Below are 20,264 nucleotides of genomic sequence, written 5' to 3'. Positions count from 1 at the left end.
GGTGCGCCGAACCGGACGCGTTGTCGGTGGTCGGCGCTACACCGTCGCGGGGGCTGCGGCGACGTCCACATCGCAGGACACCTGGTGCCACGCCGCGAGCTCATCGCGTCGCCGCCGCAGCGCGGCGTCGATCTCGGTGACGGCGAAGCCTCCGGTGACCAGGCGCACCGGGGGAGTGTCGCTGTCGACCGCAGTAAGGATGGCGGCCGCGACCCGATTCGGATCGTTGAACGCCGTCGGCGGCAGCTCGCCGATCTGTCGCTGTACTTCGCGCACGGTTCGGTCGTAATCGTCGATCGGCCGGGCGTGATGGAGGTTGGCCAGGAACGGGGTTGCGGTCGGGCCGGGCTCGACGAGTGTGACGTCGATGCCCAGGGGAGCGACTTCGTCCAGCAGCGCGTCCGTGAGTCCTTCGATGGCGCACTTCGTCGCCGCGAGAAGGCCTACGCCGGCGTGGGCGGTCTGTCCGTAGTAGGAGGAACCCTGCAGGATGTGACCGGCGCGCTGTCGGCGCAGGATCGGCAGGGTAGCGCGAAGCACGGTGAGCACTCCGAAGAAGTTGGTGTCGAAGATCTCGCGGGCCTGCTCGTCGTCGACTTCTTCGACTGCTCCGAAGAGCCCGTAGCCGGCGTTGTTCGCAACCACGTCGATGCGCCCATACGTGTGCAGCGCGAGCGCGACGGCGTCATCGATCGACGATTGCCTGCGCACGTCGGCGGCAACGGGAGTGATCCGGCCGCCATGAGCCGCGGCCAGGGGCGACAGCGCATCGATGTGCCGCGCCAAGGCCACGACATTGTCGCCGCGTGCGGCGGCCGCCTCGGTCAATGCCAGGCCGATGCCGGATGAGGCGCCGGTGATGAACCATGTGATGGGAGCTTTCGACGTGTTGATCATGTTGCGAGCGTAAGTTGTTTGCTAGCAACAAGTCAACGCTTGATGTGGAAGTTGTTCCCATCGAAATTGGCTAGCCGACAACTCCCGAGGTAAGTTCGCGGTATGGGCGATGGGTCGGAAGCAGCGCTGGCGGTGATCGCGTTCGCGAATACGCACGCCGATGGTGGTGGGGGTGTCGAGCAGTTCGCCGACGCCGACGGACTGCGCACGTGGTTGCGGAGTACCGGGCGACAGGTCACCGGTGCGGTCACCGACGCGGATGCGGCCGAGGCGCGGCAGTTGCGCGATGCCGTCGTGACCATCCTGCTCACCCACTCCGCGGACCCGAACGTCTCCGCCGTCGCGATCGAGGAGAGCGAGGCGTTGCTACGGCGGGCGGCCGACAGGTATCCACTCCGCGCGACGATCGACCGAGACGGAGTGGAACTGCGACCGATCGCCGACGGCGTGTCCGCGGTGCTGGCGGCGATCCTCGCCGCGGTGACCGAACTCGCTTACACCGGTTCCTGGTCGCGGCTCAAGGCATGTCGAAATCCGCCCTGCCACTTCGCTTTCTACGACCGCACCCGCAATACCTCGGCCGCGTACTGCAGCAACGCCTGCAGCAGCCAGGTCTCGATGCGCGCCATCAGAGCACGACGCCGAGCGCAGGCGACGGCCGCCGACGCGGATACCCAGTCCTGATCCGCGGCTCCGCCGGGATCGCTTCGACAGTCGACGGTGCCACCCGGATTCTCCTACCTGTGCCGGAGCACGGCGTCGCCGAATCTGTTACATGTCACAATATTTGCGGGGACTGCGCCCTCGACCGGCCCGGTGATGGCTAGCGTCGGACAATGTCGAGAGGGTGGCGTCCGCGCAGACGCGACGTGTTGGCGTTGGGAACCGCGATGGCGGGTGAGCTGATCCTGGGAACCACCGCACCGGCACAGGCGTCGCCGGTTGTCCGCTATCCGGGGTATTCCGCACAGGATTGGGCCCAACCCTACGCGCGGTTCATGGCCCACCGCACCGTCGCCCCTCCCGCCGCGGTAGCTGCGGCATTCCACGGGCCGGCGACTCCGGGCGGCATGATTCCTGCGTTCTCCGCGGTGACCTCGGACCTGTCGATCTCGGGCTATTCGCCGGTCGAAACCGGGTACGGCCGCAGCGACGAAGGTCTGGTGTGGACCGCGGTGCGCACCGAGATGCCGGGTGTGACCGCGGCGATGTGGGATTGGTGGTTCGGCTGGCACTCGGCGGAGTCCGCCCGGTACAAGCTCTGGCATCCTGACGCGCACCTGTACGCCGACATCAGTTCGGATCGCAGTGCCGAGGCGATGCCCGACCGGGCGAAATACGTCGGCACCATCTCCTACGTCGACGAGTATGTCGGGGCGAAATTGCAGCAGCTCGCGATCTCGTTCGTCGACCCGGTGGCGCACGGCTTCGAAGTCCCGGCCGGGCATACGGTGATCCTGGGACGGGTCGGGAGCAGCATCGCGCCGGTGGAGCTCGGCTGGCTTGCCCATCAAGTGCGCCCGATCCCCGGTGGCAGCGAGATGCGTAGCCGCTTCTACCTCAACCGCTACGGCCTGCGCCTGCCCGACCCTCGCCAGGCCGCCCAAGCGTTGGGGCGTGGCGCCGCGCTCGATCCCGCGGATCTGGTGCTCGGTCTGGGGCTGGCACGTGATCTCCTGTTGCACTGCGGTCAGGAAATGGCGCACCTGGCGGGATTCCTACCCGAGCTGTACAGCGCGTTCGCGGGCGGAGCAGACTCCGCGAGCTCGGAGTAGCCGCGTTGCCGATCTCGAATGCGTTCGAGGGCGAGCGAAAGGCGCGACTCCGGATCAACTGTCCGCGGGACGGTCGGCGCGATGGTGGAAAGCCGCTACCGCGGCCTCGACGGTGGGATAGAAGTGCGTTCTGTCGAACCGGTCACCGACGCCGAAGCGGATCAGCTTGTCCTTGATCGGTCCTTTCATCTCGGCGAACTTCAATTGGATCTCTTTGCCTTCGAGGTAATTGTCGAGGTCGACGAGTTCGTCCACGGCGGTGGTGTCGAGATCGGTGATCGGTTCGGCGGCGATGATGACCCACTCGATCGGGGACGGGGCGTCGGCGACGACCGAGCGGACATAGTCGTCGAATATCTGTCCGTTGGCGAAGAACAGTGGTGCGTCGAACCTGACCAGCACCAAGCCGGGAATGCGCAGGCCGTCGGGGTGACGTTCGATGTCGTGGTAGCCGGGGCGGTCCGGTGTCCGGACGAGTTCGGTGCGGTAGGGCTGCCAGGCTCGTGCGACCACCGCGACGAAGGAGAGTCCGATCGCGACGAGGATGCCCTGCAGCACGCCGACCAACGCGACCCCGACGAACGCGGCTGCCGCCAGGGCGAATTCGACCGAGCTCATCCGCCACATCCGGACCATGCCGCGGATGTCGATCAACGCGGTGGCGGCGACGATCACGACGGCCGCGAGCGCGGCGTCGGGCAGGTACGCGGTGAGACCCGGAGCGAGCAGCACGAAGAGCAGGACGGCGATCGCGCCGACGACGCCGGCCAATTGTGTCCGGGCGCCGCTCTGTTCGGCGACCGGGGTTCGTGACCCGCTCGCGGAGACGGGAAATCCGCCGAACAGCCCACCCGCCACATTGGCGACTCCGATCGCCTTCATCTCGGTGCTGCCGTCGACGTCTTCTCCGTGTCGGGCGGCGAAGGTCCGCGACAGGACGCCGCTGTCGGCGAACGCGATCAGCGCGATGCCCGCCGCGGGTCCGATCAGGTGCCCGATGTCGTCCCAGCCGATGCCGTCGATGGAAGGCAGCGGCAGGCCTTCGGGCAGGGCGCCGACCATGCCGATGTCGTCGGTGAGTCCGGCGGCGGCCGAGATCGCGATGGCCACCGCGACCGCGACCAGCACTCCCGGCACCGCGGGTAGCCACCAGCGAAAGGCCACGATGACGGCGAGGGTGCCGAGGCCGAGAGCGGCCGCGATGGGATCGATCTCGCTGTCGACGACGGCCTTCCCGATCTCGGCGATCTCGGCGAGAACGCCGGTGGCGTCGACGGAGAACCCGAGCAGTTTGGGAAGTTGTCCGACGACGACGATGAGCGCGATGGCGTTCAGGTAGCCGAGTCGGATGGGCTTGGACAGCAGTTCGGTGACGAACCCGAGCCGAAGGAACCCCCCGACGAGCAGGATGAGCCCGACGAGGACCGCGAGGACTCCCGCGAGAGCCAGCGCACGGTCGGGGTCGTCGACGGCGGCCAGCGGCAGCACCGCGGCCGCGATCAGCGGAGCGAGCGAGGAATCCGGGCCGAGCACAAGGATCCTGGACGGCCCGACCACCGCGTAGGCCAGCAGCGGCACGATGGTGGCGTAGAGCCCGGCATACGCGGGAAGCCCCGCCGCCTCGGCGTAGCCCATGCCGGCGGGGATCAACAACGCGGTCAAGACGAGGCCCGCGGTGACATCGGCTCGCAGCCACGCCCGACGATAGCCGCGGGCCGTCGCGATCCCGGGTAAGGCGCTCACTCGCTGCTTCCACGACATGGTCGGGGGCCTCAGCGTGCTCGGGCGCGAGCGGAGGCGGTCGTCACCGGGACGGCGTGCGCCGTGGGGGAATCCACTACTGGATCGTAGCCATGCTCGGAGTGCTGCGAGGGATCTCGACCTGGACGCGGCCGACAGCTTGCCGAGCGGCCTTTTCGACGAGCAGCGGAACGAAATCTCGGATACGGGCCTCGGCGAACCGCGCATGAATACGGCGAACCAGAAGCTCGATCTCCGCCGGTGATTCCGCGGGGAAACGGGTGATCAGGCGTTCGATCACCTGATCGATCTGTACGAATTCAAGGTCGTCGCGCATTGTCTATCGACCATTCGGCATCAGGCAATTCGGCGGTGAATGGATGCGGGTCCTGTCGAGAAATTCTCCCCGTTCCGATCCGGGTGTCGATGGCCACCAAGCGGTGGTGGTAGTCAGGATGGGGAGATGCTCTTCATTTCCGTGCGCGACTGCTCGCTCGGTGTCGTGGTGCATCATCGGAAAACTATCCGTCCAGCGAAAATCGCTGTGCGGGCGCAGAATCCACAGTGGTGTGGTTGCTCACATTTTACCGGGGTGGTTTCCTTTTTACAAGACGCGGTGTCCGCCGCGGGGTTGTGGGCCCGAATGGCGGCGACGAGGACTTCCCGGTGGACGGGACTGTGCCGGTCGATTGTCCAATTTGCTGGGTGCGGGGGCCGCTCGGCAACTACGGTGCCGCCCATGTCTCGCACTCACCGCATACTCGCGGCCGCCGCACTGGCCGCTGTCCCACTCGCCGCAGCCGCGCCGGCCCCGGCGGCTCCGATCGTGAACAAGGTCGTGGTCATCGGTATCGACGGCACCCTGTGGAGTGAGGTGTCGGCGGCCGAGGCGCCGAACCTCGACCGCCTGGCCGCGCAGGGCACGCTGGCACGGACCTCCATCGCCCCGCACACCACCATGTCGTGCGTCTCGTGGGCGACGGCGCTGACCGGCGTATGGGACAGCAAGCACGGGATCCGGGACAACGGAGCCACCTGCAACGCGGAGGCTTTCGCGCCGTATCCGACGGTGTTCACGCAGGTGGAGCGGGAGCGTCCGTCGTTGTCGACGGCTTCCATCGGGACCTGGGACACGATCGGCATGATCGCGCGGACCGGTAGCCCGCAAGCCGACCGGGTGGCGGTCACCCAGATCGATCCCACCGGCGCGGGCGTCTGCGAGACCACCGCGGACTCCAACGCCGCCGCGGCGGTTGTCTCGGCCATCACCGAGGACGGGACCGATCTGCTGTTCACGCACCTCGATCAGGTGGACATCGTCGGGCACACGCTGCGCGGAGTCTGGCCGCAGGCGTATCGCGATGCCATCGGGCGGGTGGACGGCCTGGTCGGGAAGATCACCGCCGCGGTCGACGCGCGGGCGGCCGCGCACGCGAACGAGCGATGGACGATTCTGGTCACCACCGACCACGGACACAAGCCCGACGGTGGACACGGTGGGCAGAGTGCCTACGAGACAGCCAGTTTCGTGATCGCCCGCGGACCGGGGTTCGCCGCGGGCGCGCAGCACAACGGATACACCCTCGCCGACATCACCCCGACCGTGCTGGACCTGCTCGAGGTCTCGGCGCCGGCGAATCTCGACGGCGAGTCGATGCTGAACGGTGGCTCGGGCGACCCTGCGGCACCGGTGCCGAATACGCCGCCGGTGGACGCCGGGATCACCGGTTCGTCGTCGGGTTCGGCGCAGTCGGCGATGGTCGCGAATCCGTTGTGTCTGCTGGGAAGTGGATCGGCGAGCGGTTCCTCCGAGCGATGACGCGGTGACGCCGTCCGGAGATCGGCGTGGCCGAACCGGCTCGCCGACACGGTCACTTCGTTCGCTCAGGGGACCAAACCGCACCCGGTAGCGCCGCGAACCTCCTGTCGTGCCGTCAGATCGTCGGCACGTGGGCCAGTCAGGTTCTGACGCGAGCACTAGGGATGACCTCACATGAGAACACCGCGACCGATACGCAGGTCTGCCCGGTTCCGATGGAGCGCGCTGATGGTCGCGGTGGCGGCCGCCGCCGGTCCGGCGACCCTCGCCGGGCCCGCGGTCGGCGAACCATCGGCAGGCGTGGTCACCGTGCAGGACCTGGGCGACCGTCGACAGGTCGTCTCGGTGTACTCCGCGGCGATGGAGCGGTCCGTCCCGGTCCAGGTCCTCCGGGCGGCGGACCAGGCTCGGCCACGGCCGACGCTGTACCTCCTCAACGGTTCGCAGGGCGGTCCGAACGGAAGCGGCTGGGACGCGCAGACCGAGGTGATCGACTTTCTGCGCACCGAGGACGTCAACGTGGTGACACCGGTCGGCGGGAGCAGTTCGTATTACACCGACTGGATCGCCGACGACCCCGTTCTCGGCCGGAACAAGTGGCAGACCTTCCTCAACGAGGAACTGCCGCCGGTGATCGAGAACTTCTTGGGCGCCGATGACGAGCGAGCGCTCGCCGGGGTGTCCATGAGCGGCACGTCGGTGCTGAATCTCGCCATCGCCAAGCCGGGCTTCTGGCGCAGCGTGGCCTCCTACAGTGGCTGTGCGCAGACGTCGGATCCGGTCGGGCAGGAGTTCGTCCGCGTCACCGTCGAGAACTGGGGCGGCGGACGCAGCGTGGAGAACATGTGGGGTCCGCGCAATGGGCCGTTGTGGCGGGCCAACGATCCCCTGGTCAATGCCGAACGGCTGCGCGGGACCGCCATCTATCTGAGTACCGGTAGCGGTGTGCCCGCCGCGCCGCACGACACTCCCGCCGATCCCCGAGTCCAAGACGGTCGCATTCCGCTGGCGGCGCAGGTGCTTCTCGGTGGCCCGATCGAAGCCGCGGTTCGCTTCTGCACGATCAATCTGGCGAATCGGCTGGGCGAGTTGAATATTCCGGTCACGCTGGACGAGCGCCCGGTCGGCACGCACTCGTGGGGGTACTGGGAAGACGATCTTCGTCGGTCCTGGCCGTTCCTCGCCGCGACGATCGGGCTTGCCCGCTGAGCCGGGAGGTGGAGTTCACCCGCAGCGGATGAGTCGCCTGGGGTCCGCTGTCGCTAACGTCGGCGACAGCCTCGCCGAAAGGACCGCCATGCTGGGATATCTCGTGCCCGTGGACCAGCGGCGATCGCTCGCCGAGCTCACCGATCGGCTGGATCTGTCGGTCGGTGAGGTCGGCGCGAAGCGTTCCGCGTTCTGGATCATGCTGGTGCTCTCGGCGGTGATCGCGATCTCCGGCGTCATCGGGGATTCCACCGCCACGGTGATCGGCGCGATGATCGTCGCGCCGTTGTCGTTGCCGATTCTCGGGGTGGCGCTGGGCGTGGTGACCGGCCGTTCGGCCTTGATCGGGCGCAGCGTGGTGCTGGTGGGCGCCGGCGTCGTCGTTGTCGTCGTCTTGGGTTTTCTCTTCGCCCAGTTGCTGCCGAATCCGGTGCACGTCCTGTCGAACGCTCAGGTCGTCGGACGAACATCGCCGAAACTGGTGGACCTGACCGCGGCGATAGCCACCGGGTTGGTGGCCGCTGTCGCGATCGCCCGGCGCGACGTCGGCGATGTGCTGCCCGGCGTCGCGATCGCGATCTCGCTGGTGCCGCCACTGGGCGTGGTCGGAGTTTGCCTCGGCTCGCACGCACCCGCCCTGGCCCTGGGTGCGTTCGTGTTGTTCGCGTCCAATGTCGTGGCGATGATCATCACCGCGACGATCGTGTTGCTCGGTGCCGGCTACGCGGCCGACGCGCAGGCCGCCGCGGCGCGACGCGGACGCAGCTTCGCGATACTCGGCGCAGCCTTGGTGCTGGTCGCGATCCCGATGGTGATCAACTCGTTGTCGACATTGTGGGCCGGCCAGATCGCCGAGGCCACCGGCGACTGGCTGCGCGACGAGCCGGGCGCACAGGTGACCGACGTGACGCTGCAGAGCGATACCGCGACGATCTCGGTGCTCGGGCCCGAACAACTGCCACCGGTCGAGGAACTGCAACGCCGCGTCGACGACCTCGTGCCGTGGAATCCGACTGTGGTCATCGTGCACAACGTCGGCGCCAGGGTGCAGCCGAACCGATGACCAGGCCGACAGTCCGTTGCTGTGCTGCGCGAGGAAGCGGCGTTGAGCGCCGGTCGGGGGAGGAAAAAAAGTGTCCCATTCACCGCTCCTCTCGGCTTTCCCGGCAGTCGGGGTCTGTGCGAGCATTCGGCCATGGCTGGTGGAACCGATAATTGGCCGGTCGTCGACCTGGCCGACCTCCTCGACGTGCTCGATCTCGCCGAGACGGCGCCCGGACGATTCCGGGCCAGGAACGTGACATCGACGCTGCCGACGACGTTGGGCAGTCAGACGTTGGCGCAGGCGGTGGTCGCGGCCGAGCGCACCGTGCCGCAGATGGCGGTGCAGTCGCTGCACGGTGTGTTCCCGCGCGGTGGGTTCGCCGATCGGGAGGTCGACGTGGATGTCGAGGTCATCCAGTCGGGCCGGGCGCTGGCCACCGTGCAGGTGGCGTTCCGGCAGGGTGGGCGCGAGCACGCCCGGGTGCTGGCCATGCTCAGCGTCGACGAGCCGGACTTCCTCGCACACCACGTCGCACTACCGCCGGAGGTGCCGGGTCCGGACGAGTGCGCCGACCTGCCGTGCGCCCTGCTGCCCTGGGAGGTGCGGACGCCCGGCGGGGCGGACGCGCTGGCGCTCGACCTCGCGGGTCCACCGTCGCTGGATGTGTGGATGCGCTGCGACAAGGCGCCCGACCTGCCCGTGTTCTCCCGGGCGCTGTTGGCCCATGGCAGTGAGGGTTTCCTGGGACCGGTCAGCATGCGTCCGTATCCGCAGGCCGAGATCACGCGGCGCGGTGGCCGGGGGACCTCGGCCATGCTCACGCAGACCGTCACCTTCCATCGGCCGTTCACCGTGCACGACTGGTTGCTGTTGCGCTGTGAGAGTCCGTTCGCGGGCGCGGGACGGATGTTCGAGCGGATCCAGATCTTCACGCGCGCAGGAGAATTGGTCGCTTCGGTGGACGCGCAGGGCCTGATGCGCGCACACACGCCCGGCTGAGCGGAGGCGGCGGACGAGCCACGGCGCTGGGCGAACGGCCCGCCCCGGGGCTCGCCGTCCGGTCGACGGGGCTCGAGCCCTGCGGCCGCACGCACTCCGGAGGAGCGGGTGCGGCAGCGCGTTCGGCAACCTCGCACCCGCCCTGGAGCCGTCCGGTTCCGCTAGCTGGTGGGCGGTGTCAGGACACCATCGATCAGGTAGACGGTCGCGTTCGCCGTGCGGACACCACCGCAGACCACTGTTGCCTCGTTGACGCGAAGCTGATCGCCCGATCCCGTCACCGTGACCTCGGATCCCTCGACGGTCGCGTGTGTGCCGACGACGGCTTCGGGTGCCAACCGTCCCGGTACGACGTGGTAGGTGAGAATGCTGGTCAGCATCGCCGAGTCTGTTTTCAGTGTTTCCAGCGTGCCCGGGTCGAGCGCGGCGAACGCGGAGTCCACCGGCGCGAAAACGGTGAATTCGCCACCGTTGAGCGTGTCGACGAGGTTGACCTGGGGATTGACCTGGCCGGACACCGCCGCGGTGAGGGTGGTCAGCAAGGGGTTGTTCGCGGCGGCGGTCGCTACGGGCTCCTGCGACATCGCCTCGATCGAGCCCGGTCCGGTCGGTACCTGCGCCGCGTAATCTGCGCAGCCGGGGCCGACGAGCCCGGTCATCGCCACCTCGCCCTGTGCGGGCATGGCCGTAGCGGACGTGGTCGTCGTGGGTGCGGACGTGGTGTCGCTTGCCTCGTCGGTGTCGGTACACGCTGACCCGGCGATCGCTATCGCCGCCAGTACCGCGATCACTGTTCCGGAGTGCTGTCGAACCTTCATGTCGTGCCTTCCTGTCAGGGGCGATGCCCGTATCGGCCGACGGCGCAGGATCGATTGCTGCGAAGCGGGGTCGGAGCCCGCGCTACCGCTGTGCGTCGTGGACCACGCAATTAAACTTCCTGATGCGTCGATTCTGCATCATTTGACGTGTAGTGTGAAGCCTCACAGGCATCTCGTAGGCAGATATTTTCACCGGCCGACATCGTCACGGGCGTGGCGCGGCCACGGACAAGAATCGGAAGCGAGGAGATGGTCATGGTTCATTTCACTGCTGGGCGCGCACTCGGGTTTCTCGTGAGTGCGGGAACTGCCTCACTGTTCGCCCTGGCCGCCGCACCGACGGCGAATGCCGCGCCGACTGCCATGTGTCCGGCGCCTGGTGCGGCGTCCGTGCAGGCCGGTGCGGCGGACGGGTCCTGCTCCGCGACGAGCGCCGCGGGCGGCGCGGCGGCGGCCTACGGATTCGACGGCGCCGCGTCCGCCGATGCCGCGCCGACGAGCTTGTCGCTGGCCATCGCGCAGAACGGCGGCACCGCGACCTCGAGCTCGACGTTCCTGTCGGGCCCGGCCGCCATCGCCCTGGGGCCGGGTGCGCAGGTGACGACGACCGGGGTGCGGCCCGGGCTGTCCATCGGGATCGCCGGTCCGGGAGCGGAGGTCACCGTCAACGGCGTCACCACCCCCACCTGCACCGGCGGTCCCGCCTTCGCCGGCGACTTCCAGACCCTGCAGGGTTGCGTGTCGCTGCGCTGACACCGGGCGTGCGCCGTCCGGCGGGCCGGAGGGCACCGATCGAAGGAGGTCGGTGCTTCGGGAACGCGGCAGGTCGGCAGCCGTAGATCTCGTCCGATTCGTGGAAAGGCGCGCGGAGGTTGGGAGAAGGTGGTGTGAGGGGTGACTCGGCATCCGGCTACACCGTCGGAACCGTGGCCGCGATGCTGGGCATTCCCGTAGCGACATTGCGCAGCTGGAACCAGCGCTACGGCCTGGGCCCCGCGCACCGCCGCCCGGGCAGTCACCGGTACTACACGGCCGGGGACGTGGCGATGCTGAGCCGAATGGCCGATCTGGTCCGTGCTGGAGCGAGCCCGGCCAAAGCGGCGCAGGCCGCCCGGATCGCGGCGGATTCTGTTCCCACCCTCGGTGATGTGGCGCCGGTGCTGGACGCTGCCGAGCAGCTCCGGGTCGCCGAACTCCTGAGCGTGATCACTGCCCATCTGACCCATTTCGGGGTGGTGGCGACGTGGCGCGAGTTGTGTCGACCTGTCTTCGCGGACATCGTGAGCAGGCAGGATCGTGGCAATGGCTTGATCGATGTAGAGCATGTCGTGTCCTGGGCGATCACCACGGGTCTGCACCGCGCTGTGCCGGCGGTGCGCGGCGTAGCCGGGCTCGCTCCGGTGCTGCTGGCCTGTGCTCCGGGCGAGGCGCATGTACTGCCCCTGGAAGTTCTGCGAGCGGCGCTGGCGGAGATCGGCGTACCGGCGGTGCTACTCGGCGCGGCGGTACCCGGCGGCGCGCTCGCTGACGCGGTGGCCAAAGCGCAGGATCCCGTGGTGGTGCTGTGGTCCCAAACCGCGCGCACGGCGGCAGCGGCGCCGATCCCCGCCGGAATCGGTGCACCGGCCCAGCTGCTTCTTGCGGGACCTGGATGGCCCGAGGTGCCTGGTGTGCGGTGCCTCGGCTCGCTCGAAGAGGCGGTCGCCGAGGTCAGTCGGTTGGCACGTGGCCGGGACAGGCCGCCGACCGTTGAATGATTCATAAACGATGCATCACTCGCCCGTCGTCCTTCGGCCGAAGGACGACGGGCGATAGGTCGTCCGGGACGGCAGCGCGAGACCGTCCCGGCGACCAGGTGCTACGCGATCAGCTACCGATCAGATTGCGCAGCACGTCGGAGATGACGTCGCTGAGCGAGCCGGTGGAGCTCAGCTGACCGTCGGAGGAGCCGAGGCCGTTGTCGCCGAGGCTGCCGATCACGGTCTCGCCCGCGTTCGCGCCGCGTGCGGTGAAGCAGGCGGTCAGGCCCGGCATCTCGTTGCTGACACCCACGGTGCCCGCGACGCCGACGCCACCGCTGGTGACCTGGTCGCCGGACTTCACGCTGTCGGGCACCGGGTAGGTGATGGTCAGGGTGACCGGGTTGCCGGAGTTGACGAACCAGCCGGTGCTGGTGACCTTCCAGCCGCCCGCGTTCGGTTCGGGGGTGACGTCCTCGGTGACCTGGCCGCCGATCGCGTGGTAGGCGGTGATGGTGGTCTTGGTCGGGGCGCCGAAGCCGACCGGCGGGAAGTCGGTGATGGTGTTGACGTAGGGGTTGCCGATCCCTGTGGTGCCGACGACGACCTTGTAGGTGACCGAGGTGCCGACGCCGATCTGCTCGGCGCTGGCGGTCTTGTCGTAGACGTGCGTGACGCCCCAGGTGCTGATGTCCTGCTTCTCGGCGTGACTGGTCACCGCACAATTGCCTTCGGCGGCGGCGGTGCCGGAACCGAGTGCGACACCGACACCGGCCACCACCACAGCGGTGGTGGCGACGCCGGCGGCGAGACGTGAAGTCCGGATCATGATTTTCCTCCAAGCCCCGGCGAGTCGGCCGGGACGATTGTTGTCGACTGGTCCGTCACGACACGGTGACGTGCTGTGCCGGACCGCTGTTCGCCGGAACGGGAAAGACAGCCGTTCCGTCGAAGATTCGGGGGTGTCATCGGCTGGATGCGTGGACGCGGTGAGCTGTCATCGGGCGTCGTCCCACATCCGCAGGAAGATCTCCGCGCCGCGGAAGACATCGGCCATGACCTCCGGGCCGCCGAGAATCCGGACCGCCTCGAGCCAGTCGGCGTAGGACCCGTAGGTGGCGGTGCCGTCGGTGTTGAAGTCGAATGTGCGCTCGCCCCAGCGCTCTCGATCGAAACTGACCTGTCCGTCGTGCGAGGTGAACGGATACCGGATCGTGCCCGGTCCAGGAGCAGCGCCTTGGCCTGCGATGCCGTTCATGTCGGAACCGAAGCCGAAGCCGAACTCGCCGCTCGGGCGGGGCATGGCGCGGGCATCGCGCCACGCCCGGACGAAGGTCGCGGGTTCGCTGGCGTAGGGCACGGCGAAACCGCCCGCGGCATAGACTCGCGCCGTGGTCTTTTCCGAGTCCCAGCCGTGGGAGGACACGACACCGGAGTAGCCGCGCTGTTCGATGATGGACATGACCCGGTCGGCGGTCGCCTCGCTCAGATGATCGACCTCGATCAGGAATCCGTGGTCGATCATCCGATTGATCAGATAGCTTCCCAGGTCGGTCAAACCGCGCGCATTACAGTGCGGTCCCGCCGGATACAGGGGGAGTGGGGCGCCCCCGATCAACGGTCCGGTGAGGTTGGCGAGGAACTGATTGATGTGCCCGGCGATCGGTATCGAGGGCTGGGTGCTGTCGTGTTCGGGGCCGGGGCAGGCCTGCACATTCCAGAAAGTGCCGGTCTGCATGAAGTTTCCCGCGTTGACCAGCAAGCCGGTGACGTCGTGATCCATTTTCGTGCCGCCGAACGCATTGTCGAACTTGTGCACCGGGAAGAAGCTGCTGACGCCGATGTTTCGCAGCTCGGCCAACCAGCGATCCACGTCCGCCCGCGTGCATTCCGGCTGACCGAGAAAGACTCCGCACCCCAACGGATCGGACAGTTCCATGCCGAGGACCACGGCGAGTTTGCCTGCCTCGGCGATCCGGCGCGCTTCGCCCGGATCGGTGGCGATGCGGAAGAATCCCTGCCCGGGCCCGCCGGCTTGGGCATCGATGTAGTCCTGCAGGGCGCGCAGCCCCGCCGCCTGGATGCGCACCGAGGCCATGTCGTCGCACGGGTTTCGGCGGTCGGTCATCATCGTGCACAGCGACTCGTTGTCCACGAGGTCGACGGTCATCACGCGCAGCCCCGCCTTCCATGACCGCTCGATGCTGGTCCAGTAGGCACCTTCGGTGGTGAGTACGGAGGGCTTGGGCCAGTCGCGGAAGGTGGGCCACCCGGCGGTGTCGGAGACGTGGAACGGTTCGCCGTGGTCGAGGAAGTCGGCGATCAGACCGTTGGTGCCTGTGCGGTACCGAGCGCAGTCGGGCAGCGCGTACTCCACCCCGTAGGGGTGCCAGGGGCGGCCGCAATGGAAATTGCCGCCCATGAATTCGAAGGCGGTGATGTGCGCGTGCGCGTCGATGGTGCCCTGGATGGGACCGTTCGTGGCGCCGGGCCCCGGCGTGCCGGTGGCGCCGGACCGAGCCTCGGGAAATTCCGCGCAGCCGGTGTCCGGGGTGAAGGTGGCGGGCGAGGAGGTTCCGGTGGCGGTGTTGCTGATCGTGAATCCGCTTGCCCCGGAACCGTCCACCGTCCATACGGCGGCGGCGGAGGGCTCCTGGGCCGGCCGGATCGTGGACGCCGATGCTTCCAGAACCTCATGATCGCGCCCATAGAGCAGGTACTCGCCGAGCGTGGTCGCACGCATTCGATACGGGCCCGCCGCCGGGACCAGCGGACCGGCCGGCGTGTCGATCCGAAAGCAGCCGTTGACCAGCGAATAGCGGGTCTGTCCGGGGTCCGCGGTGGCGGAACCCGAACTGGACCCGGCCAGGCCCGCGGCGACCAGGGCTGCGGCGGCGAGGATCGTCGCCGGCCGCCTCCTCGTGCGGATGGTTGTGGAACGCAAGACTTCTCACTTCTGAAATAGTGATGTTTCACTTTAGGCGCAGCCGGTGCCCACGGCGGCGACGGTTGCCCGTCGCCGCGCGCCCGTCGCCAAAATACTATGGCGCATAGTTTTTTGGTGGCGGTTTCAGATCATGGCCAAAAACGCTGCCGCCGAGCCGAGCCCGACCGCGAGCACCGCCGTCACCGGCACCAGCAGCATCGTCCCCGCCAGTGCCCAGGCCGCCCGGCGCCGGGACGCCGAACGGAACTTCGGTGCGGCGCCCAGACAGGCCAACCGCATCGCCAACGAATCGTGGGTCGGATCCACCGCCGACATCGACATCGGGGCACCGTGAACGGCCACGGCACGCAGCGCGGAACCCAGCGACTGCGGATCGGTCCGGGTCGCGGCGGCTCGATCGGCGGCCAGTTCGACGAGTGTCGTCAGCGCCGACGGCGCGGCGGCGAACAACGGAATCCGAGGATAGGCGCCGGCGAGCACCTGGCATACCCCGAGGATGTGATGGTGGCGGCCGCGCAGATGCGCGTGCTCGTGGGCGAGCACCGCACGCCACTGCGCTCGGGTCAGGCACCGCGCGAGCCCGTCGGTGACCACGACGTACCCGCCGTGTCCGGCCACGCTGTATGCCATCGGCACCGGATGCTCGAGCCACACCACGCCCGCCCCGCCGGGGTCGGCGCGGCCGAGCACCCCGATCAGCTCCGCGTGCCGTCGGCGCCGCGCCGACGCGTGCCGACGGTGAACGACGGCGACTCGGGCCACCAGTCCGGCCGGGACGATCAGGCCGCATATCGCGGCGGGCATGATCAGTTCCGCGGTCCAGGTGATGATCATCGGCTCGACCTCGGCCAGGCTGCGCGCCAGGGCGCCCGCCCGGGAGTTTCCCGGCGGGTCACCCGGCCATGCCAGCGCGGCCAACGCCAGCATGCCGAGCCCGATCGTCGCGGACATCGCACCCACCCAGGCTACGATTCCCACCACGGGCGCGGCACCGAAGTCGATACGGAGCAGCACCGCCGGCGCGACCAGCGCCAGCATCGTTGCAGCCGCCACCAGCGCGATGAGCAGGATCATGGACCGCCCTCGCCGGCGGACAGTCCCTGCCGCAAGGCTTGGATCTCTCGCTCGCTGGCGGTGCGGGCCAGGTGCAACAGCGCGCCGGGCGCGTCCGGGCTGGCATCGAGGATCTCACGCAGCAGATCGGTGGTCGCTTCCGCCCGGGAACGACTGGGGCGATACCGGTAGCGCCGACCGATCTTCTCCCGCCGAACCCAGCCCTTCTCCCAGAGGTGCGTCACCACCGTCAGGACCGTGGTGTAGGCGGGGGTCCGTTGCTCCCGGCCGAGCCGGTCGACCAGATCGTGCACCGACAGCGCGTCCGGAACGTCCCACAGCACCGCCATCACCTGGTTCTCCAGCGTTCCCAGGCCTTTCACCATCGCCCCATTCCCTCTCACCGCCGCGCTATCGCCATGACCACCGATACCGCAGGCACAACATACTGGCCGCTACCGATTCCGGTGACCTACTCGGCCGAATCGCCGGGAACGACGATCGGCATCGAGTGCCCGTGCGTCCGGGTCGGCATCGCGCCACCTGTGCGCCGGTGTGTCGGCTGTCCGGAGCTTTCCGGGCTCCATGCGTGGGGCCGCGGCGGACGTGTCCGAGCGTGGTCGACCTCCGCTACCGCAGCTCGGTACGCGACATCAATGTGGGCAGGGGATGGGCCCCGAAAGCGACCGGTCGGTTGTAAAGCGCTGTGGTGGAAGGGATTCGGGCGCAATCCAGCAGTACGGCGGCCGCGAATACCCTGTGATCGCTTCCATCCCGGCAGGAACGGAGTCGCGGAATGCTCGGAATTCTGTTGCAGCTGGCGGTATTGGCGCTCTTCGTCGCCGTCGCGGTGGGGATCTTCGTACTGGGGGATCGGGTGCGGCCCGAATCATGGCGGCACGACGATGATTCCGGTGCCGGGTCGATGACACTGGACATGGTCAACATGTTCTTCGCCGCCATCGTGGCGTTCGTGGTGGTGATCCTGTGGCAGCAGTTCGACACCTCGCACGCGCACACGGTGTCGGAGGGCAAGGCCCTGGTGAACGTGTACGAGTCCGCGAACAGCATGCCCGAGCCGGATCGGGAGAAGATCCAGGGCCTGGTCACCGCCTACACCCGGCAGGTGATCGACGAGGAGTGGCAGGTCATGGACGAACAGCGCCGACTGAGCGCGTCGACCCAGGCGACTCTGGATGAACTGCGGGAGACCGTGGACGCCGTGCCCGCCGGCACCGCCGACGCGAAGGCCGTCCAGGACGAGACGGCCACCGCCGTCGCGGCGATCACCGATGCCCGCTTCGACCGTGGCCTCGACGCCGGCTACCGGTTGCCCGGGTTCCTCTACCTCGCCTTGTGGTTCGCGACCGCCATGCTGCTGTTCGGCACCGTCTTCTCCGGTGTCGTGGTCACCAAGCGCAGCATCCTCATGACCGGATTGTTCGGCCTGGTGATCGGTGCGGTGATTCTGGCTGTCTACCAACTGGATCAGCCGTTCGCCGGCGGGAATCACGTCGCCAAGGACGCCTACGAACTCGCGCTCGCGCGCTTCCAGGACCTCGCCGCGGAACAACCCGCCGGCGGCGATATTCCTCGTTGACCGGGGCACACGGCGATCAGTACTGGGCGATCGGAGGCACGGTGGGCGGGATGCGAACAGCGGTACGAGGATCGATGGCGTTGTCGGTGGCCGCGGCTGTGCTCGCCGTTCACGCTGCACCGGGTGCGGCTGCCCCGGGACTCCCGACCATCGACGAGATCGTCAGCGGCAGTGCGGCTCCGGGTACCGAGGCCGCGCCGGGCGACGGACCAATCGGTGGGCTCGAGTTGGGGCTCGGCACCGGCAGCGGCGCCGCGAGTGAGCCGGGCTGGTCGGCGGCATCGACCGGCAGTGCGGCGGGGATGCTCCCGGATCCGCCGGTCGGGCGAGATCTCGGTCTCGGTCCGGGATTTCCCGGCGGAGCCGGCGGCGACCACGCGATGACCGATTCGAGCGGGGAGTCCGGGGCAGCCGAGTCCTCGCTCGATCCCGCACCGAGGACTGCCGTCGCCGGCCCGGGCACGCTGGGCGGTCTGCTGCTCCCCAACCCCGACTCCGTGCTTCCCGCCTGTGTCGGCAGCGCGGCGGTCGGCAGCGCCGCGCTGGGGTCCGCGATCGTCACCGGCAGCGGCACGGGGTCGAGCCTGATCGGCGTCGGTTCCAGCGGACTCGTCGGCTCGGGCTCGGCCGGTGCGGGCAGTGCGGCGGTCGGCAGCGCCGCGACCGGCAGCGCCGTGCTGACCTGCCTGCTGTTGCTGCCGGTCCCGGGTGCGCCGGAGCCCGGCATCCCGCTGGCCATTCCGCCGGACCCGGTGGTGGCGCCGCCTGTCGTCCCGGTCCCGGTGCGACTGCCCGAGGTGATCCCCTCGATCCCCGCGGCGATTCCGCCGCCGGCGCTGTCGTCGCCCCGGGTCGACTACGCCGCACCTGTGCAGGCGCCGCCCGCGGCTCCGCTCACCGCGCTCCAGGTGATGACGGTCATGATCGTCACGATCATCGCAGGCGCGCGTGCTCGCCTGCGTGGCCGATAGAGGCCGTACCCGCCGCCCGCGGCACTGCCAGTCGAGCCGGACGGTGGGTAACGGGACATGTCCCTCGGATGATGTCCCACTCCGCGGCCCCCACCGACCCGGCGAGCGAGTGCTCGATGACGAGTCGGCGCAAGTAACAGCGTTGGGGGACAGGAAGTTTCCTGACAGCGCGAGGACCTGAACTGTTACCGACCGGTATGTCGCGCCGATCCGGGCGGTTCCACCGGTGTGGCAGTGTCGTCGCGATGTGTTGATGGCAGAGCTCGGGTACACCTGCCGTCCCTCGGGAAGGAACACTGTCTGTGGAGGACGTCCATGTCTCCCGTCGGCTCGCGCCGCGGTCGTCGTACGCCGAGCAGGATGCTGGTTGCCCGGTGCAGGGGCACGTCTACGCGCCCGAGTTCGCCGCTGATCCGCACGGGAACTACCGCGCCATGCGCGAAAAGTACGGGGCGATAGCGCCGATCGAGCTGTCGCCGGACGTCCCGGCCAACCTGGTGCTCGGGTATCGCACCGCGGTGCGAATCCTCAACGACCCCGACAACTTTCCGGCCGATCCGCGGCCGTGGCAGGACAGCATTCCCGAGGACTGCCCGGTGCGGCCGATGATGCAGTGGTACCCGAACGCGCTGCGCAATTCCGGGCCGGTCCACGCTCGCTATCGGCAGGCCTACGTCGCCGCGATCGACTCCATCGACCACCACGCCCTGCACGCGACCGTGGAACAGATCGCGATCTCACTGATCAATTCGTTCTGTGCGGCGGGTTCGGCGGATGTGTTGACCCAGTACGCGTTTCCGCTGGTCTTCGAGACGCTCAACCGGGTGGTCGGGTGCACCCCGGAGCTGGGACAGCGGGTGGCCACCGGCATGGCCGCGCTGTTCGACACCGTGAACGCGGCCTGGGGCATGGAGCATCTGTCGGCGGCGCTGATCGAGCTGATCACCCTGCGCCGCGCGAACCCGGGCGACGACCTGACCTCGCGGCTGGCCCACCACAGCGCGGGTCTCGACGACGAGGAGATGCTCTACAACCTGATCAGTTTCTACGGCGCGGGTATCGAGCCGATGCAGAACCTCATCAGCAACGCGCTGCTGCTCATCCTGACCGACTCCCGATTCGGCGGCGGTGTGATCGCGGGCAGTCTGTCCACGCGCGACGCCCTCGACGAGGTGTTGTTCCTGGACCCGCCGATGGCGAACTTCTGCACCACCTATCCGCGGCAGCCGGTCATGATCGACGACGTGTGGCTGCCCGCCAACCAGCCGGTGGTGATCAGCCTGTCCGCGTGCAACAACGACCCGTCGATCACCCAGGGCGACCGCAACGGCAACCGGTCCCACCTCGCCTGGGGCGCGGGCCCGCACGCCTGCCCCGCTCGCTCGGTCGCCTATCAGATCGCCCAGGACGCGCTGGACCAACTGCTCGACGTGCTGCCCGACCTGACCCTGGCCGTGCCCGTGGCGGAGATCGCCTGGCGGCCGGGGCCTTTCCACCGCGCGATGACGACGCTGCCGATCGACTTCCCGCCGTCGGCGCCGCTGTTCGTCCCCTGAGCGGTCCGGCCGCGCGGTAAGTTGCCCACCACGCGGCCGAAACAGGCTGCGGCACTATCGATCACGGGCCGCGGTCCCTGATATGAAGGAGAATGT

19 protein-coding genes are annotated in these 20,264 nt (G+C 68.5%); 11 read left to right on the top strand and 8 right to left on the bottom strand.

Translation table 11 applies throughout. The annotated features are described in order from the left end of the window. Nucleotides 1-36: 36 nt before the first annotated feature. Complete coding sequence (locus tag Q7X29_RS19960) at nt 37-897, bottom strand: SDR family NAD(P)-dependent oxidoreductase (protein ID WP_218716075.1); 861 nt, start codon at nt 895-897, stop codon at nt 37-39. A gap of 102 nt (nt 898-999) precedes the next feature. On the opposite strand from Q7X29_RS19960, the gene Q7X29_RS19955 reads away from it, so the two are divergent. Continuing rightward, complete coding sequence (locus tag Q7X29_RS19955; RefSeq protein WP_316575005.1) at nt 1,000-1,581, top strand: CGNR zinc finger domain-containing protein; 582 nt, start codon at nt 1,000-1,002, stop codon at nt 1,579-1,581. A gap of 152 nt (nt 1,582-1,733) precedes the next feature. After that, nucleotides 1,734-2,672, top strand: a complete 939-nt coding sequence (locus Q7X29_RS19950) for a DAPG hydrolase family protein (RefSeq protein ID WP_316575004.1) — start codon at nt 1,734-1,736, stop codon at nt 2,670-2,672. 54 nt (nt 2,673-2,726) lie between these two features. On the opposite strand, the gene Q7X29_RS19945 is transcribed toward Q7X29_RS19950, so the two are convergent. Both Q7X29_RS19945 and Q7X29_RS19940 read right to left on the bottom strand, forming a co-directional pair. After that, a complete protein-coding gene (locus tag Q7X29_RS19945) occupies nt 2,727-4,415 on the bottom strand; it encodes a SulP family inorganic anion transporter (RefSeq protein ID WP_394358706.1) in 1,689 nt (562 codons plus the stop codon). 94 nt (nt 4,416-4,509) lie between these two features. Continuing rightward, nucleotides 4,510-4,749: a three-helix bundle dimerization domain-containing protein gene (locus Q7X29_RS19940; protein WP_316575002.1), complete on the bottom strand. Its 240-nt coding sequence runs from the start codon at nt 4,747-4,749 to the stop codon at nt 4,510-4,512. A gap of 402 nt (nt 4,750-5,151) precedes the next feature. On the opposite strand from Q7X29_RS19940, the gene Q7X29_RS19935 reads away from it, so the two are divergent. The 4 genes from Q7X29_RS19935 to Q7X29_RS19920 all read left to right on the top strand — a co-directional run bounded on the left by Q7X29_RS19935 (nt 5,152) and on the right by Q7X29_RS19920 (nt 9,484). Beyond that, a complete protein-coding gene (locus tag Q7X29_RS19935) occupies nt 5,152-6,231 on the top strand; it encodes an alkaline phosphatase family protein (protein ID WP_218716072.1) in 1,080 nt (359 codons plus the stop codon). A 228-nt stretch (nt 6,232-6,459) separates the two neighbouring features. Then, the gene (locus Q7X29_RS19930) at nt 6,460-7,440 is read left to right on the top strand and encodes an alpha/beta hydrolase (RefSeq protein WP_218716071.1); all 981 of its coding nucleotides are present in this window, start codon (nt 6,460-6,462) and stop codon (nt 7,438-7,440) included. A gap of 88 nt (nt 7,441-7,528) precedes the next feature. After that, on the top strand, nt 7,529-8,503 hold the full coding sequence (locus tag Q7X29_RS19925; RefSeq protein ID WP_218716070.1) for a DUF389 domain-containing protein: 975 nt from the start codon (nt 7,529-7,531) through the stop codon (nt 8,501-8,503). Nucleotides 8,504-8,635: 132 nt separating this feature from the next. Continuing rightward, nucleotides 8,636-9,484, top strand: coding sequence for an acyl-CoA thioesterase (locus Q7X29_RS19920; protein WP_316575001.1), 849 nt, complete (start codon nt 8,636-8,638; stop codon nt 9,482-9,484). A gap of 161 nt (nt 9,485-9,645) precedes the next feature. Here the strand turns inward: Q7X29_RS19920 and Q7X29_RS19915 are convergent, their stop codons facing one another. Beyond that, entirely contained in the window at nt 9,646-10,302 is a 657-nt protein-coding gene (locus Q7X29_RS19915) for a fasciclin domain-containing protein (RefSeq protein ID WP_218716068.1), read from the bottom strand. A gap of 255 nt (nt 10,303-10,557) precedes the next feature. On the opposite strand from Q7X29_RS19915, the gene Q7X29_RS19910 reads away from it, so the two are divergent. Together Q7X29_RS19910 and Q7X29_RS19905 are read left to right on the top strand one after the other, a co-directional pair. Beyond that, nucleotides 10,558-11,055, top strand: coding sequence for a DUF6764 family protein (locus Q7X29_RS19910; RefSeq protein ID WP_218716067.1), 498 nt, complete (start codon nt 10,558-10,560; stop codon nt 11,053-11,055). A 134-nt stretch (nt 11,056-11,189) separates the two neighbouring features. Next, on the top strand, nt 11,190-12,059 hold the full coding sequence (locus Q7X29_RS19905; RefSeq protein WP_316575000.1) for a MerR family transcriptional regulator: 870 nt from the start codon (nt 11,190-11,192) through the stop codon (nt 12,057-12,059). Nucleotides 12,060-12,168: 109 nt separating this feature from the next. Here Q7X29_RS19905 and Q7X29_RS19900 read toward each other — a convergent pair whose 3' ends face one another. The 4 genes from Q7X29_RS19900 to Q7X29_RS19885 all read right to left on the bottom strand — a co-directional run bounded on the left by Q7X29_RS19900 (nt 12,169) and on the right by Q7X29_RS19885 (nt 16,424). Continuing rightward, nucleotides 12,169-12,870 (bottom strand): hypothetical protein, encoded by a 702-nt coding sequence (locus tag Q7X29_RS19900; protein ID WP_316574999.1) that lies wholly within the window; start codon nt 12,868-12,870, stop codon nt 12,169-12,171. A 168-nt stretch (nt 12,871-13,038) separates the two neighbouring features. Beyond that, the gene (locus Q7X29_RS19895; RefSeq protein ID WP_316574998.1) at nt 13,039-14,985 is read right to left on the bottom strand and encodes an amidohydrolase family protein; all 1,947 of its coding nucleotides are present in this window, start codon (nt 14,983-14,985) and stop codon (nt 13,039-13,041) included. Between the two features lie 126 nt (nt 14,986-15,111). After that, nucleotides 15,112-16,062, bottom strand: coding sequence for a M56 family metallopeptidase (locus tag Q7X29_RS19890; RefSeq protein ID WP_316574997.1), 951 nt, complete (start codon nt 16,060-16,062; stop codon nt 15,112-15,114). Continuing rightward, a complete protein-coding gene (locus Q7X29_RS19885; RefSeq protein WP_218718129.1) occupies nt 16,059-16,424 on the bottom strand; it encodes a BlaI/MecI/CopY family transcriptional regulator in 366 nt (121 codons plus the stop codon). The genes Q7X29_RS19890 and Q7X29_RS19885 overlap by 4 nt, the downstream gene beginning before the upstream one ends. A gap of 413 nt (nt 16,425-16,837) precedes the next feature. Between Q7X29_RS19885 and Q7X29_RS19880 the strand changes: the two genes are divergently transcribed. The 3 genes from Q7X29_RS19880 (at nt 16,838) to Q7X29_RS19870 (ending at nt 20,168) form a co-directional block, all read left to right on the top strand. After that, nucleotides 16,838-17,641, top strand: a complete 804-nt coding sequence (locus Q7X29_RS19880; protein WP_316574996.1) for a bestrophin-like domain — start codon at nt 16,838-16,840, stop codon at nt 17,639-17,641. Nucleotides 17,642-17,715: 74 nt separating this feature from the next. Continuing rightward, the gene (locus Q7X29_RS19875; RefSeq protein ID WP_316574995.1) at nt 17,716-18,612 is read left to right on the top strand and encodes a hypothetical protein; all 897 of its coding nucleotides are present in this window, start codon (nt 17,716-17,718) and stop codon (nt 18,610-18,612) included. Nucleotides 18,613-18,986: 374 nt separating this feature from the next. Then, nucleotides 18,987-20,168, top strand: coding sequence for a cytochrome P450 family protein (locus Q7X29_RS19870; RefSeq protein ID WP_316575388.1), 1,182 nt, complete (start codon nt 18,987-18,989; stop codon nt 20,166-20,168). The last annotated feature ends 96 nt before the right edge of the window (nt 20,169-20,264 follow it).

This window comes from Nocardia canadensis, assembly GCF_032656385.1.
Lineage (GTDB): Bacteria > Actinomycetota > Actinomycetes > Mycobacteriales > Mycobacteriaceae > Nocardia > Nocardia canadensis.
The sequence above is the reverse complement of the archived record's forward strand: the minus strand, read 5'-3'. Positions and strand labels throughout refer to the sequence as shown.